We start from the raw sequence: 15789 nt of genomic DNA on the forward strand, positions 1-15789 counted from the left end.
CTTATATTTTTGGCTAAAAATTAAGAACATCATCATTACATTTAAAAAGAAGCAATGAAAGATCAATTAGAAATTACCAGAACTAATAGAAGATTAATGTCCAAAATTATGGATAATTATTCATTAGAAGATCTTAATAAAGTTCCTGAAGGATTCAATAATAATTTGATATGGAATATAGCTCATGTAGTGGTAACACAGCAGTTATTAGTATACAAACTTAGTGGTCTACCAATGATGATTGATGATGAATTGGTGTTAAAGTATAGAAAAGGAACTAAAACAGAGGGTTTTGTAGATCAGGCAGAAGTTGAAAAAGTAAAAGAGTTAATGTTTAGTACATTGGATCAAACTGAAAAGGATATTGAAGCTTCTATTTTTAAAGAATATCAGGAATATCCAACTAGTACAGGTTTTGTTTTAAAATCTACAGAAGATGCTATGAGCTTTAATAATTTTCATGAAGGAATACATCTTGGGTATATTTTAGCACTAAAAAAGTCCTTATAATACGTTTTTATTTAAATAGGCTAACGCTTTCTCTTTACTTAATTTTATTTCAATAGGACCTTCTGCATAAGAGCTAACTTCATATTGATTATATAGAAGTATAATATGTTCTTCTGTAAATCCTATAGTAGATGGTAAATGGAAAGTGTCATTCTCAAAAAAATATCCAGTGCTATTGATAGATTCGTTTTTAGGGATATTATGAGTTTCTCTAAATACCTTTTCTGCAAAATCTTTAAAACCTTTATCATCTTTGATAAATTCTTCGTTGTTTATGATTTCACCAGTTTTAAGATCGATATTTAGGTAATTAGAATTACCACTACCATGTGCACCTCCAGTAAAAATATAGGATTCTATAAGAACGGATAGTATATTTTCATTTTGAAAACTAATGTCGCAATTGATACTAGCCTCGTAAGGAATAATTTCATCAGGAAATTCTTTTTTCATTTCGAGATATGAACTATTAAAGCTTTTTAATGCGTTTTCAATATTGTCAACTTTGTTGTCGTCTTCAATATTTAAAGCATCACAAGCAGCTTTTTCAATTCGCTTGTTTATCTTTTCCGACAGATCGTTTTCACTTATAGATTCTAAAAGTAAAACCTCAGTAATTACGCAGTCTGTATTTTCACAATCAAAGTAGGTTTCTATACTTATCGTTTTTTTCTGAAAACGTAGTGGTTCATGTTTTTCACAACTATAGAAATAAGATAGAATTACTAATAGGAAAATGAACTTTATTGGAGTGTTAGTTTTTCTGTTAATCATCTACTAAAGGTGTTCATTGAAATATGATTAGAACGAATTAAATCATACATTTGTTCAGTTTTTTAACATATTACTATTCAAGTTGATTTTTTCGACTCTAAAAAGTAAAATTTGATTAAAGAAACGTCAAAAAATTAAGAAATATTATAAAAATCGAAACTAGTGAAATTTAATACAAAAACAATACACGGAGGTCAGGAGCACGATCCGGCATACGGAGCAGTAATGCCACCAATATACCAAACCTCTACTTATGCCCAGACTACTCCAGGAGGACATAAAGGTTTTGAATATAGTAGAACACATAATCCTACAAGAAAGGCGTTGGAGAATGCATTTGCAAGTATAGAAAATGGAAAACATGGTTTAGCATTTGGATCTGGATTAGCAGCGATTGATGCCGTAATTAAATTACTAAAGCCAGGTGATGAAGTGATCTCTACAAATGATTTGTATGGAGGTACTTATAGGTTGTTTACAAAAATATTTGAAGATTTCGGAATCAAATTTCATTTTATTGGAATGGAAAATGCCGATGCTATAGAGAATTATGTAAATGAAAACACCAAGTTAATTTGGGTAGAGACACCAACAAACCCAATGATGAATATTATAGATATCAAAGCTATTGCTGCGATTTCTAAAAAGAATGATTTACTATTGGCGGTGGATAATACTTTTGCTACTCCTTATTTACAAAGACCTTTGGATCTTGGAGCTGATATTGTAATGCACAGTGCAACGAAATATATTGGTGGGCATAGTGATTTGGTAATGGGTGCTTTGATCGTAAAAGATGATGAAATTGCTGAACGTTTGTATTTTATTCAAAATGCAAGTGGAGCTGTTTGTGGACCTCAGGATAGTTTTTTAGCTTTAAGAGGTATAAAAACATTACACGTTCGTATGCAACGTCATTGTGAAAATGGTGAGGCAATTGCACATTATTTAAAGAAACATCCTAAAATAGAAAAAGTGTACTGGCCAGGATTTGAGGATCATCCAAACCATGAAGTTGCAAAAGCGCAAATGGATGGTTTTGGTGGAATGATATCATTTGTAACTAAGGATAGTAATTATGATGAAGCGATAAAAATCGTGGAGAACCTTAAGATTTTCACACTAGCAGAATCTCTTGGTGGTGTTGAGAGTTTAGCAGGTCACCCAGCAAGTATGACACATGCATCTATTCCGAAAGAGGAACGCGAAAAAACTGGTGTTGTAGATTCTTTAATTAGATTGAGTGTGGGAATAGAGGATGTAGATGATTTAATTGCGGATTTAGAACAGGCTATAGGCTAACTTGTTATTAAATTCAAAAAAATATAGGTATTATTTTGATAATATGATATATTTGACAAGTTAAATTAACCATTAAATAAGAATCTTTTAATCCTATTAACATATGCAAGCAAAAATAGATGCATTTATGGAAGAAGTAAGAGCTCGTAACTCGCATGAGCCTGAGTTCTTACAAGCGGTTCAAGAAGTTGCAGAAACTGTAATACCGTATATCGCTACACAAGAAATATATAATGGAAAAAACATTCTTTTAAGAATGGTGGAACCTGAGAGAGCGATTATGTTTCGTGTTCCATGGGTAGATGATAAAGGAGAGATACACGTAAATAGAGGATATCGAATTCAAATGAACTCTGCAATAGGTCCTTATAAAGGAGGATTGCGTTTTCATCCTTCGGTAAATCTAAGTATACTTAAGTTTCTTGCTTTTGAACAAGTATTTAAAAATAGCTTAACCACACTTCCTATGGGAGGTGGAAAAGGAGGTTCCGATTTTGATCCTAAAGGAAAGTCTGATGATGAAATTATGCGTTTTTGTCATAGTTTCATGAGTGAGCTTTGTAGACATATTGGGCCTGATACCGATGTTCCTGCTGGAGACATTGGAGTAGGAGGTCGCGAAATAGGATTCTTATTCGGTATGTATCGTAAAATACGTAATGAATTTACGGGAGTACTTACAGGTAAAGGAATTACTTGGGGAGGATCATTGATAAGACCTGAAGCTACAGGGTATGGAGCTGTGTATTTTGCACAAAATATGTTAGCTACAAAGAATGATTCTTTTGAAGGAAAGGTAGTTACAGTTTCTGGATCTGGAAATGTAGCCCAGTATGCTACAGAAAAGGCTACTCAGTTAGGAGCAAAGGTTGTTACTTTGTCGGATTCATCAGGTTATATTTATGACAAGGATGGTATCGACGAAGAGAAATTGGCTTTTGTTATGGAGCTGAAAAATGTAAAAAGAGGAAGAATCAGTGAGTATGTAGATAAATATCCTTCTGCAGAATTTCACAAAGGAGAAAGACCATGGAGTGTAAAATGTGATGTTGCACTTCCTTGTGCTACACAAAACGAACTTGATGGTGATGAAGCAGAGCAATTAATCGCAAATGGTTGTATCTGTATCAGCGAAGGAGCAAACATGCCAAGTACACCTGAAGCTATTGCTGCTTTTCATAAGGCAAAAATATTCTTTGCACCTGGGAAAGCTTCAAATGCTGGAGGAGTAGCAACATCTGGATTAGAAATGACTCAGAATTCCTTGAGATATAATTGGACGCGCGAAGAAGTAGACGAAAAATTGAAGCAAATTATGAAAGATATTCACTCTGCATGTTTAGAATATGGAACTCAGGAAGATGGATATGTAGATTATGTAAAAGGAGCTAATATCGCAGGTTTCGTAAAAGTTGCAGATGCTATGTTGGCACAAGGAGTAGTATAATATATTAATAATCCATACTATAGAAGCCGTTCTTATAATATTAGAACGGCTTTTTCATTATCTAAAAGCAATAATTAGTATTTTAGCGTGTTATCAAAGCAGAGTAAATAGCACTCAGAAATTATGCAGTATCTCAGACTATCAATATTTCTAATTTTCCCATTATTTCTTTTTTCTCAAGATTTCAGTAATCAATGGACTGGACATTATTCTTATTTTGAGATTAATGATATATATGCTGCCGAAGATCGTGTTTATGCAGCTTCAGAAAATTCGGTTTTTATTTTTGATACTGAGACCAGAACCTCAGAGACATTTTCTACAATTAATGGATTATCTGGAGAAACTATATCTTCCATTTATCATAGTTCCACTTATGATATTACTGTTGTAGGATACGATAATGGTTTATTAGAATTGATATTAGATGATGAAGTTAGAACTTTTATTGATATAGTGGATCAACCCACAATTCCTCCAACAGAAAAAAGAATTAATCATTTTTTCGAAAATGATGATAAACTTTATATTTCTACAGAATTTGGTATTGTAGAATTTAACTTGGAAAGAATAGAGTTTGGAGATACCTTCTTTATTGGTCCAGGAGGTTCCCAAATTAACGTTACAGGTACAATTGTTGCAGAAAATTCTATATACGCTACTACATTGAATAATGGAATATTTTCGGCGGATGTGACCAATCCCAATCTGGTAGATTTTAACCAGTGGGCTAATCCTATTCCCGGGAGTTTTAGAGATATAGTAATTTTTAATAATCAGATTTTGGTCCATCAAAACTTGGATCTAGTTCAAAGCTTAGAAAATAATGTACTTACTACTGTGTTTACCGCACCATCTCCAATTAGAGATATGTATGCGGATTCTGGAAATTTAACAATTTCGCTAGCAGATAGTGCACTGGTTTTAGATACAAACTTTTCTGAAACCGCATCCATAACGAGTACTACAGAAGATAGTTTTGAACTGAACACTTCTTTAACTATCAATAATGAGGTGTATCTCGGTACAAATACTAGAGGATTACTAGAACTTGAATTAAGTAATCCAGATACAAAAACATTAGTTTCTCCAGAAGGGCCTTTGAGTAATTTTACTTTTGGAATCGAAGCGTTGAATAATAATTTATGGGTGGTGTTTGGTCAGTATGATGTGAATTTTAATCCATTTCCATTACAAAGAAGAGGGATCAGTAAACTTACAGCGGATGGTTGGTTTAATATTTCTAGAAATGAAGTGTTGGGGGCAACATCTTTGTCTCATATTACCATAAATCCAAATAATGAAGATCAGGTTTTTATAAGTAGTTTGAGCAGTGGATTGATAGAAGTCAATAATAATGTAGTTACTAATTTATTTAATGATGTAAATAGTGGGTTCGAATCATTTATACCAGATAATTCTGATTTTGTATTCCTCAATGGTTCCGTTTTTGATAATGACGGTAATTTGTGGGTTAATAATTCTAGAGTAGATGATGGTCTCAAAAGATTTTCGCCTGGTGCTACACAAACCTTAAATGTTGATTTAAGTGGTATAATTTCGGATCCTTTAGGGAATCTTGGATTTTCTGATACTGTAATAGATAGAGATGGAAACCTTTTTATTGGCGGTTGGAATTCTGGAGTTATTGGTTATAATCCCGATACTGGTAACCAAATTCAGTTATCAGGAGAAGCTGAGGGATCAAATATTCCTAGTGATTATATATTAGCATTAGAAATAGATAGAAATAATCAATTATGGATCGGTACCTTTAGAGGGATAAGAGTTTTGTTTAATCCTTCAGGAGTTTTTCAACAAAGTAATCCGCAGGCAAGTCAAATCATTATTTTGGATGATGAAGGTGTGCCTCAGGAATTATTGTTCGATGAGACTATTACGGATATAGAGGCAGACGGTTCTAATAATAAATGGGTAGCGACTGCATCTTCTGGGGTATTTTATTTTTCATCAGACGGGCAAGAAACATTAGCTCATTTTACCACAGATAATTCTCCTTTACCTACTAATAACGTTCGAGATATTTCTGTTGATGATTCTACTGGATCTGTCTTTTTTGCTACAGAAAAAGGCTTGTTAGAGTTTAAAGGTACTGCAACAGGGCCAGAAAATAATTTGGATAATGTTGTGGCTTTTCCAAATCCTGTGAGACCCGGATTTAATGGACAAGTAACTATAAGAGGATTAACTAGTAGGGCTAATGTAAAAATTACCGATATAGAAGGTAATTTAGTTCATGAGGAAATAAGCGAAGGAGGTAGTATACAATGGGACACTACTGCTTTTGGCAGGCATAAAGTGGCTTCTGGTGTGTATCTAATTTTGGTCACGGGAGAAGATCAAGGAGAAACTACTGTTTCTAAGCTATTGGTAGTCAGATAATGGTTGTAAAAACATCTGCAATAGTCATTCATTCTTTGCGATATAGCGAAAGTGATTTAATTGTTTCTTTATTGACGAAGACTAGTGGCCTAAAATCATATCTATTAAAGGGAATTCTAAAATCTAAGCGAGGTAAAATTAGATCATCTTTGTTTCAACCTTTGACTTTATTAGAAATTGAAGCTAATCATAGAGATAAGGGAAATTTAGAGAGAATTCGAGAAGCAAGAATTCTAACTCCTTATTCTTCGCTGCATACAGATTTAATTAAAAACTCTTTAGTCTTTTTTCTTTCAGAGATACTTAAAAATACTATTCAAGAAGAAGAAGTTAATGATGAACTTTTTAATTATTTAGAGACTACTTTTCTATGGTTAGATGCTAACGATAATATTAGTAATTTTCATATTTCTTTTTTAATAAAACTTACACAATATTTGGGCTTTTATCCAGATATATCCAATATTCATTTGGATGTTTTTAATATGCAAGAAGGGTGTTTTCAGAATGATACATCAAACATTTATTGTATGGATGGAAATGTGATTTCCTTATTCAAGGAATTTTTAGGCACGACATTTGAGGCAAGTATGGATATTAAAATGTCTAGAATAGCAAGAAATGAGATTCTTGGGATGTTATTAGTATATTTTGAGCTACATTTGCACGGCTTTAAAAAACCAAAATCACTTTCGGTTTTGAACGAAATTTTTAGTTAAACAATGCGTTTATTTTTTGTTGTTGTATTCACCTTACTTTTTCTACAGGAAAGTGCTTCTCAAAGTATTACCGTGCTTAGTAGAGCAAATGGTCAGCCTATTCCTAGTGTTACAATACACAACAAATCAAAATCAAAAACAGCAATAACTGATTTTGATGGAGTAGCAGATGTTTCGGCTTTTTTGGAAAATGAAAAGTTGTATTTTGTGCATATCTCACATATTACAGCAACAGCGACGAAAGCAGAGATAATTACATCTTCGAATATGTTTTATATGGAGATCGACGAGAACCAGTTATCAGAAGTGGTTATTTCGGTTTCTAAATGGGAGCAGGATAAGAAAGATGTTACTCAAAAAATTGTTAGTATTACTTCTGATGAAATAGCTTTTTCTACTCCTCAAACATCTGCGGATTTATTACAAAATAGTGGTCAAGTATTTATACAAAAAAGTCAATTAGGAGGTGGTAGTCCAATTATACGCGGTTTTTCTACTAATAGATTATTGCTTACCGTGGATGGAGTGCGAATGAATAATGCAATTTTTAGAGGGGGAAATGTTCAAAATGTAATTTCGGTAGATCCTTTTACAATAGATCGTACAGAAGTTATTTTAGGGCCTGGATCAGTCGTTTATGGTAGTGATGCTGTGGGAGGTGTTATGAATTTTTATACGGCACAACCTAAGTTTGCAATTAGTGGTAAAAATAAGTTGAGTGGTAATGCTATCATGAGATATGCTAGCGCAAGTAATGAGAAAACAGGACATGTTGACTTTAATATTGGATTAGAAAAATGGGCTTTTTTGACAAGTGTAAGCTATACGGATTTTGATGATCTAAAAATGGGAAGTCATGGACCAGACGATTATTTAAGAACTGAATTTGTAGAAACGATTAGTGGGGTTGATACCGTTGTTCAAAATGATGATCCGAAGACACAGGTTTCTACAGGATATGATCAAATTAATTTTTTACAAAAAATACATTTCATTCCTAATGAAAGATGGGATATCAATGCAGGATTTATTTATACAGCAACATCTGATTATCCGAGATACGACCGTTTGATTAGACGTAGCGATGATCATTTAAGGTCTGCAGAGTGGTTTTATGGACCACAAAAATGGTTGATGGGAAACCTTCAATTAACCTACAAGTGGAAAAATACATTTTATAATAAACTAAAATTCACGGCTGCATACCAAAACTTTCAGGAGAGTAGGAATGATAGAGATTTTGGAGACGTGATTTTGTCAAGAACAAAAGAAAATGTGGATGCTTATTCTGCAAATCTTGATTTTGAGAAAATATTTAATGATAAAACAACCATGCATTATGGATTGGAGTATATTTTAAATCAAGTGTCTTCTGACGGTTCAGAATTCAATATTTCTACGAACGAGTTAATGGCTGCGCCATCCAGATATCCTGATGGATCTACTTGGCAATCTATTGCAGCTTATGTAAGTCTAAAAAGTAAGCTAAGTGAAAAATTAAGATTCCAAGGTGGATTGCGTTATAATAGAATTATTTTGTATTCGGAGTTTGATGATACTTTTTTTGATTTTCCATTCACCGAAGCTAATTTGGACACTGAAGCTTTTACAGGTACGGCAGGTTTTAGTTGGCTTCCGAATGATCTTTTGCATTGGAAATTAAACTTTTCTACAGCTTTTAGAGCTCCTAATATTGATGATGTAGGTAAGATTTTTGATTCAGAACCAGGATCGGTAGTCGTTCCTAATCCAGATTTAGAGCCAGAGTATGCGTACAATGGGGAACTAGGATTGACTGCAAATGTTGGAAAAAATTTCAAGATTGATTTAGCAACTTATTATACCCAATTGGATAATGCTTTGGTACGAAGAGATTTTTCTCTTAATGGCGAAACAGAAATTTTGTTTGGAGGAGAGTTGAGTAATGTACAGGCTATTCAAAATGCAGCGAATGCTCAAGTTTATGGGTTTGAGGCAGGGTTTCGTTATGATTTTGCTAAAAATTTAAACTTAGCGGCAAAATATACCTTTACAGGTGGAGAAGAAGAGTTGGATGATGGGTCAGTTTCGCCCTCGAGACATGTAGCTCCACAATTTGGAAGTACCAATCTAACCTATGATAATCATAAATGGATGATTGATCTTTCTGCAGTTTACAACGGTCAGTTTGATTTTGAAGACTTAGCACCTTCACAACAAAATAATGTTTTTTTATATGCATTGGACGAAAATGGAAATCCTTATTCGCCATCGTGGTATACGCTAAACGTTCGCTCTAGATATCAATTTACAAAGAGCTTGCAGGCTACTTTTACTATTGAAAATATTACTGATCAACGATACAGACCTTATTCTTCTGGAATCGCTGGTGCTGGTAGAAATTTTATTGCTTCCTTAAAATATTCGTTGTAGACTAAAGCATACGTTTTGAAAGACACATTATACATTTTTGATATTGATGGAACACTTACAGATAGCGTTCCTATGTACTTGATTTCTGTTACTAAGGCGATGCAAGCTTTAGGAATTGTTGATATAGATACTGATTACAATAATTATAAACATCATACTGATAGTTATGCGTTGCGTTACAATTATGAACGTAATTTTAATAAAAGTGTACCTAAGGATTTACTAGATAAATTTGAAAATAACTTGATATCAGCAATGAACGATTTTGATCCTGTAAAGGAGATTAGTGGTGCAAAAGAATTGATAGATAGATTTAGAGGTGACAATATTCCGTTTTGTTTTGCAACAGGAGCGTTACCTAAACCTGCCTTACAGAAATTAAATCAATGTGATATATGGTGCGATGAGCGATTATTAGCTACTTCTAAGACACATGAGTCAAGAGAAGGATTTGTGAAAGATGCTATAGAAAGGGCAAAATCTTTTTATGATAAAACATATTTTGAAAATATCGTTTCGTTAGGGGATGGTCTATGGGATTTAAAAACGGCACAAAACTTATCTTTAGATTTTGTTGGGATAGGAGAAAAGAATAAAGGAAAACTCATAGATAACGGAGCTACTCAATGTTATCCAAATTTAGTGGAGTTTATCAAAGAGTTGTTTTAAAGTCTTATTGCGCTCTTAGTTTTTTCATTAATTCAGCGTCGAAATTTTTCTTAAGAAGGGTAATTTCTTTTACATTTTCATTTGGTATCGCTATCGAAAGAACATAATGTTTAATTTTCCATCCTTTGCTAGTTTTTTCTAATACACCACTACCTCTACAAATACCCATTTGGGTGTCTAATAATTCATCAAACCATGCTAGATTGGAGTTTGACGGAACAAAAATATTTCGTTCAAGCGTACTGAAACTCCACGCTTTCCCTTTGTCAAAATAAGGTTTTGAAAAAGCCTTAAATGAAGTTAAATCCCAATTTTCTGTAGGATCAGTACCAATAAATATAGCATCTTCTGTCATTAGTGAAAAATAGTTGTCAAAAGATGCATCGGCAGCAGCTTTATGCCATTGTTCTAATATGGTATTAATTTGCTCTTTTTCTTGGGCAAAACCACAAAAGGAAACTACAAGCAATAAATAAAGGATATTTTTTTTCATAGTATACTATTCTTCAATTTCAATAATGTCTTCTTCAGGGTTTGCAATAGAATCTCTTAGAATGTCTCGCTCTCTTAATAGCTCTTTTTCGATATTTTCTGGAATAGCAAGAGATAATTCGTTTAACTGTATTATCAGACTATTGTATGCGGTAATTAGTCTAATATTAGCATTTATTAATTTCTGTGAATCTTGTTTTTTATTTTCGCTTAGTTGCAATAGTAAACCCGATTCTGTAGCTAAAACAGCGATACGAGAAATAATGGTATTTACTTTAAGATCTGCAGAAATATTTTCTTTAAAATTTTCAACCATTAAATTCATGCTATCAGCATATTTTCTAACATAGAAAGGATTAGATTCTTTCATGGATACAACTAAGTTTTTAAGATTTTGAAAATCTTCAAAACTTTCTAAGTCTTTAGAAGCTTCTGGAGACAATTTTAAAACATCAACCGTAGCCTTTTCTTTAGATAAACTATCTAGTTGGATAATTTCTTTTTCTTCCTGAGTAGTGTTGGAATTTTCTTTTTTGCATCCTGTACAGAATATAGTAAGAATACATAATGTAGAAAGCAATAATCTCATCGTGTAATTTTCAATAACAGACCAAAAATAAACAATATCGTTGCAACTAAAAATTAAAAGCCTTAAGTATATCTACCTAAGGCTTAAAACAATTACTAATTTATATATTACGCATAATACCAAGCGCCATTTACATAGACCACTTCTCTCCAACCATAACGAGAGCTATAGTAATACCATTTGTCATTGTATCTATATACTCTTAATCCGTATACCGTATAGTATTGACCATTTTCATAAGTTGGTTCTCCACCGCCACCATCTCCATCAGGATACATTTTATCAATTCCTTGTAAATCACTAGAGGATAATGCATTTCTTTGAACGGAATAAGTGCTACCATCTTTTTTAGTGATTGTAGGTTGCCCATTTTTAGAAAAAGAATAAGCTCCATACATCATAATAGATCCAAAATCTAAGGCATCAGTATATTCGTCACCATCATAACCCTGTTCTACATAGGTTCTGAAATTAAACTCTCTTCCGGATTGAATATTCTGAAAATTGATCGTTAGATATTGATCTCTATCTGCTCTACTTTGTTCGTGCCATAAACCTACAGCATGACCAATTTCGTGTATGGTATTTCCAGTACTACATCCGCTTGCAAGATTAATGTTTTGTCTTCCACCAACCATTCCAACATTAGAAGAACAACCACTACCAGGTCTAAAATAGATATAGTTTGGTTCGTTTGTTCTTTCAATAAATGTTAGATTCGTGTTGTTTTCCCAGCTTGCAATTGCATTAGTAACACGTGCCTTGTTCGGTAAATCACTCGCGATTGTGTAATATACCGTATTGTTCGGCCATCTTCCAGAAGTTCTTCCAACGCTTTTGCTTTCGGATGGATCTTGGCCATCTTCCAAAACAAAGTTAGTATCTTCGGAGAAGACGTGATCTTTGGGAAGAATGATATCCCCTTCAAAAATACGATCTCCATTTAGCGATTCGTAATTAATGGGAAGACCTGCATAGAATCCTTCTTCAATAGTTCCTGTCGTGCTAAAATTAGCCCTTTCTGCTCCATCAAAAAGAGGTGTTTCTGGTTCTAAATTCTCTAGATCCGAAATAGGCTCGTTCTCAGAGCATGAGAACATAGCTAATGCTGTTCCTAGCATTAGGATTGATTTGTTAATTTTCATTTGAGTTTGTGTTTTTATGTTATTAACACTTGCTCTAACCAGAAACCACATCAATTAGTATTTTTCTAATAAATAATTAACACTTAATGCGATATAAAACAGGAAACGTTAATATTTGTAACATAAGAACTAAAAATCCTACAAACAGATTGATTTTCAGTGATTTGTTTGTCGACAAGTTTAAGGGTTAGGGTTTTGTATAGTGAGATCAGAAATGATTTGCCAGGTGTTTTCTTGATTTTTTACTAGCAAAAAAGTTACTTGCATACTATTTTCAGGAGCTTCTAGTAGTGCAATAACGGTTGCAGAATGTTCTTTAATATCTAGATGTAAAATAGAGGTTTTATAAGGCGTGCCGCCAATTTTCTTTTGATTCATTAATGAAATATATCCGGCTCCTGAGATGACGGTGGTTTTATCAGAAGTAGGATATCGATTTACCACAACTCGAAAGTCGGGATGTAAAATTTCACCAAACATAACTGTGTTGCGTTGGGCTCCTGCGGTTACAAATTTTTCTACCATAGTTTTAATTTCGTTTTCCATAACCTCTTCATTAGTTTGAGATTTACAATCGGCCGTACATAAACATATAATACAAACCATAATTCGTGCTAAAGTTTTCATTAGTATCAATTTTAGAATTTTAAACGGTGTGAAACTAAGAATACGGAAACAGGATTTTTGTGACGATGATCACAAAGTGTAATTAGGACATTCTTTTACGAATTCTACTCAGAGTTTCTCTGGCAACGCCAATATAAGATGCTAAATATTGAACTGGTATTTGCTGAATAAGTTCTGGATTGTGTTCTAATAAATATTTATATCGATCTTCGGGCTTTAGCGATGTTAACATTGTTGTAAAGGTATGCTGCTCACTTAATAAATGTTCAAGTAGTTTTCTTCCTAAACGTTCAAAGGATATTGATTTGTCATAAAGTTGTAAAAGTTCAGTTCTCTTAATAAAAAAACCTTCTGTATCACTTATGGCTACAATGTTTTTGTTGGAAGTGTTTTGAGAAGCCAAGCTGGATATTTCTGTGGCAAAATCAGAAACACTAAAAAAAGAAGTGTAAATCTCTTTAGTATTAATGAGCTCGTATAGACCCAAAATGCCTTTGGTAACAAATAAAATCCCATGATTGTATTGCCCGTTTTGTAATAGAAATTCCTTTTTTGCTAATGTTTTGTATTCAGAAATTTTTAAAAATTCTTTAAACTCTTCGTCCGTGAGTTTATGAAAGTTATGAAGAGTGGTTTTGAGATGATTAATAGCATTGTCCATACTATACGTAAACTAACTTTTGTTTTGTGTAAAGCACTAAGGTATTGTTTTAAAAAAAAGAACACAACATTACTTATAAAGAATATAATTCGTATTTCTGCTCAATCCATTGGTTGAAATTTATATAACCTAATATGAAATTTGGGATGGGATTTTTCTTTAGTTCTAAAGCTAACTCCTCAAAAGCATCCTTCTTTGCTTTTTCAGAAAGTTCGACAGTTTTGCTTAAAAATTTCAACATGAGCTTTTCATAGACTTCTATGTTTTTTTGCTTTTTAATATGTTTTTTTAGTGCATCTATTAAATATCTCATCGAAAATCCATTTCCTAGTTCGTAGTGTGTTAAAAGGTTGAGCCAATAGGTGTAGGTGATAAGGTCTTTTCGGTCTTTTTTTGTCTGATTGTTTAGAATGTCATTGATCCAGTGAAGGGATTTTTGAAAATCTCTTTTTTGAAAGTAGATGTTGGCAAACTGAAATCTAAAAGAAAGCCAATAATTATCTGGAATTACATTTTTGTTTTCCTCTATAAAACCATGAATATTTTCTATAACCTCTTGTGTGTTGTGAATGTCTTTTAGGTTTCTGTGAATTTCTAATTCTATATTGTACAGACGAAGTTTTTCTTTAATTAATGAAGCAGAATTTACTGTAATCTCTGATGCTTTTTGTTTTAAGAATAATATTCTAACAAATGCTTCTTTGTATAGTTTTTCAAAAACAAGATATCCTAGATAATTATTGTAGACTGAGAAATATGTGGTAAAATATTCTTTAAGCAATTCTGGCTGTTGTTCCCATTCTTTGATCAGTTTTTCTATGAGTTGTTTTGTCTTTTTTGGATTGTTAGAGGCGAGATGTTTTCGGTATAAATGAAGTGCCTTTAGCGTTTTGTTCTGTAGGTGATTTGTTTTTTTGTGAGATAAAGAGGCGTTTATGGGGTCTGTGTTGGCTAATAAAAGATTGATATAGTTGGTTGTAGAATCTAAGCATTGTTTCTGCTCGGTGATAATATCTTTTAAGGTTTCGAAATCTTGAGGATGCAAGGCTTGATAAACTTTTCTTTTCCAATCCTTTATTTGAAAAAGCAATACGCTTTGTTGAAAGTTGATAGCTTTTTTTTCTGCTCTTTTTAATTCGCTATTGCAAATAGTATATAATCCTTTGTGAAATAAAATTTCAACATTCTTGATAATGCTTATTAATTCAGCTTGTATGGAGATTTTGGCGTGATAGTTTCTAAGAGATTGTAGAACACGTTGTTTTAGGTAGTTCTTTATGGTTGTTAGCTGGTTTATAAAAGCTTTGTCTGAGAATTGTACTTTGATTAATGTTTCATCATAGGTCTTTTGCGCATCAATAGCATCAAAAAGCAATAGGTATTCAGCGTCTTCTCCTCCTTTAGAACTTAATCGAAAATAACGCTTTTCACTTTTTGTCAATGACTTAATTAAATAGAATAATTCTTCGTTTTTTTTCATTTTAGAAACCTATGTTTTTTCAAAAATAATACTTTTTTTCATGATTCTTATCGTATACCTTTGAGATAATCTTAATCAATACTTTATTTTAATATGTCAAATGCAATTAGCTGGTTTGAAATACCAAGTACCAATTTTGAAAGAGCTGTAAAATTTTACAATGAGCTTTTAGATGTAGAACTACAACCCATGGAGATGGAATTTAAAATGGCGTTTTTTCCATACAAAGATGGTGGAGTAGGTGGCTGTGTTACGCATGGAAACGGAAATACACCATCACAAGAAGGTACATTTGCCTACCTTAATGGAGGAGATGATCTTTCCATTCCTTTAGCTAGAGTAGAAAAAGCTGGAGGAAAGATTTTAATGCCTAAAACTTCTATAGGAGAAAATGGATTTATGGCAATTTTTCTGGATACCGAAGGAAATAGGGTTGCATTTCATTCTATGCAATAAACTATTTAATACATTCCTAAACTATCTAGAGATTTATACTATCCAACAGAAGTTCATTAAGAAATTCAGGATGTTTATGTTACTCTAGATAGTGTTTTGCTAT

At 32.8% G+C, this 15789-nt stretch carries 15 protein-coding genes; 8 read left to right on the forward strand and 7 right to left on the reverse strand.

Features of this window, described 5'->3' with window-relative positions:
- Positions 1-54: 54 nt before the first annotated feature.
- The gene (locus Q1A73_RS23170) at positions 55-510 is read left to right on the forward strand and encodes a DinB family protein (protein WP_299610806.1); all 456 of its coding nucleotides are present in this window, start codon (positions 55-57) and stop codon (positions 508-510) included.
- Here the strand turns inward: Q1A73_RS23170 and Q1A73_RS23175 are convergent.
- Positions 505-1284 (reverse strand): DUF3298 and DUF4163 domain-containing protein, encoded by a 780-nt coding sequence (locus Q1A73_RS23175; RefSeq protein ID WP_299610808.1) that lies wholly within the window; start codon positions 1282-1284, stop codon positions 505-507. The two genes, Q1A73_RS23170 and Q1A73_RS23175, sit on opposite strands and share 6 nt — an antisense overlap.
- 162 nt (positions 1285-1446) lie before the next feature.
- Here Q1A73_RS23175 and Q1A73_RS23180 point away from each other — a divergent pair, with 162 nt between their 5' ends.
- The 6 genes from Q1A73_RS23180 (at position 1447) to Q1A73_RS23205 (ending at position 10236) form a co-directional block, all read left to right on the forward strand.
- Positions 1447-2586, forward strand: coding sequence for a cystathionine gamma-synthase (locus Q1A73_RS23180; RefSeq protein ID WP_299610810.1), 1140 nt, complete (start codon positions 1447-1449; stop codon positions 2584-2586).
- Positions 2587-2689: 103 nt separating this feature from the next.
- The gene (gene gdhA, locus Q1A73_RS23185) at positions 2690-4033 is read left to right on the forward strand and encodes an NADP-specific glutamate dehydrogenase (RefSeq protein ID WP_299610812.1); all 1344 of its coding nucleotides are present in this window, start codon (positions 2690-2692) and stop codon (positions 4031-4033) included.
- 123 nt (positions 4034-4156) lie between these two features.
- Positions 4157-6436 carry a two-component regulator propeller domain-containing protein gene (locus tag Q1A73_RS23190; protein WP_299610814.1) on the forward strand — a complete coding sequence of 760 codons (2280 nt, stop codon included), beginning with the start codon at positions 4157-4159 and terminating at the stop codon, positions 6434-6436.
- The gene (gene recO / locus Q1A73_RS23195; protein WP_299610816.1) at positions 6436-7155 is read left to right on the forward strand and encodes a DNA repair protein RecO; all 720 of its coding nucleotides are present in this window, start codon (positions 6436-6438) and stop codon (positions 7153-7155) included. Before Q1A73_RS23190 ends, recO begins: the two co-directional genes overlap by 1 nt.
- Positions 7156-7158: 3 nt before the next feature.
- Complete coding sequence (locus Q1A73_RS23200; protein WP_299610819.1) at positions 7159-9567, forward strand: TonB-dependent receptor; 2409 nt, start codon at positions 7159-7161, stop codon at positions 9565-9567.
- 15 nt (positions 9568-9582) lie between these two features.
- The gene (locus Q1A73_RS23205; RefSeq protein ID WP_299610822.1) at positions 9583-10236 is read left to right on the forward strand and encodes an HAD family hydrolase; all 654 of its coding nucleotides are present in this window, start codon (positions 9583-9585) and stop codon (positions 10234-10236) included.
- Between the two features lie 4 nt (positions 10237-10240).
- On the opposite strand, the gene Q1A73_RS23210 is transcribed toward Q1A73_RS23205, so the two are convergent.
- The 6 genes from Q1A73_RS23210 to Q1A73_RS23235 all read right to left on the reverse strand — a co-directional run bounded on the left by Q1A73_RS23210 (position 10241) and on the right by Q1A73_RS23235 (position 15230).
- Complete coding sequence (locus Q1A73_RS23210) at positions 10241-10729, reverse strand: nuclear transport factor 2 family protein (RefSeq protein ID WP_299610825.1); 489 nt, start codon at positions 10727-10729, stop codon at positions 10241-10243.
- A gap of 6 nt (positions 10730-10735) precedes the next feature.
- Entirely contained in the window at positions 10736-11317 is a 582-nt protein-coding gene (locus Q1A73_RS23215; RefSeq protein ID WP_299610828.1) for a hypothetical protein, read from the reverse strand.
- 107 nt (positions 11318-11424) lie between these two features.
- Complete coding sequence (locus Q1A73_RS23220) at positions 11425-12462, reverse strand: M12 family metallopeptidase (protein ID WP_299610830.1); 1038 nt, start codon at positions 12460-12462, stop codon at positions 11425-11427.
- 180 nt (positions 12463-12642) lie between these two features.
- Complete coding sequence (locus Q1A73_RS23225; RefSeq protein WP_299610833.1) at positions 12643-13089, reverse strand: nuclear transport factor 2 family protein; 447 nt, start codon at positions 13087-13089, stop codon at positions 12643-12645.
- A gap of 82 nt (positions 13090-13171) precedes the next feature.
- A complete protein-coding gene (locus tag Q1A73_RS23230) occupies positions 13172-13750 on the reverse strand; it encodes a Crp/Fnr family transcriptional regulator (RefSeq protein WP_299610836.1) in 579 nt (192 codons plus the stop codon).
- 73 nt (positions 13751-13823) lie between these two features.
- Positions 13824-15230, reverse strand: a complete 1407-nt coding sequence (locus Q1A73_RS23235) for a hypothetical protein (RefSeq protein ID WP_299610839.1) — start codon at positions 15228-15230, stop codon at positions 13824-13826.
- Positions 15231-15323: 93 nt separating this feature from the next.
- Between Q1A73_RS23235 and Q1A73_RS23240 the strand changes: the two genes are divergently transcribed.
- Positions 15324-15686, forward strand: coding sequence for a VOC family protein (locus Q1A73_RS23240; RefSeq protein WP_299610841.1), 363 nt, complete (start codon positions 15324-15326; stop codon positions 15684-15686).
- The last annotated feature ends 103 nt before the right edge of the window (positions 15687-15789 follow it).

Origin of the sequence: uncultured Aquimarina sp. (genome assembly GCF_947492115.1) — a bacterium.
Classification (GTDB): domain Bacteria; phylum Bacteroidota; class Bacteroidia; order Flavobacteriales; family Flavobacteriaceae; genus Aquimarina.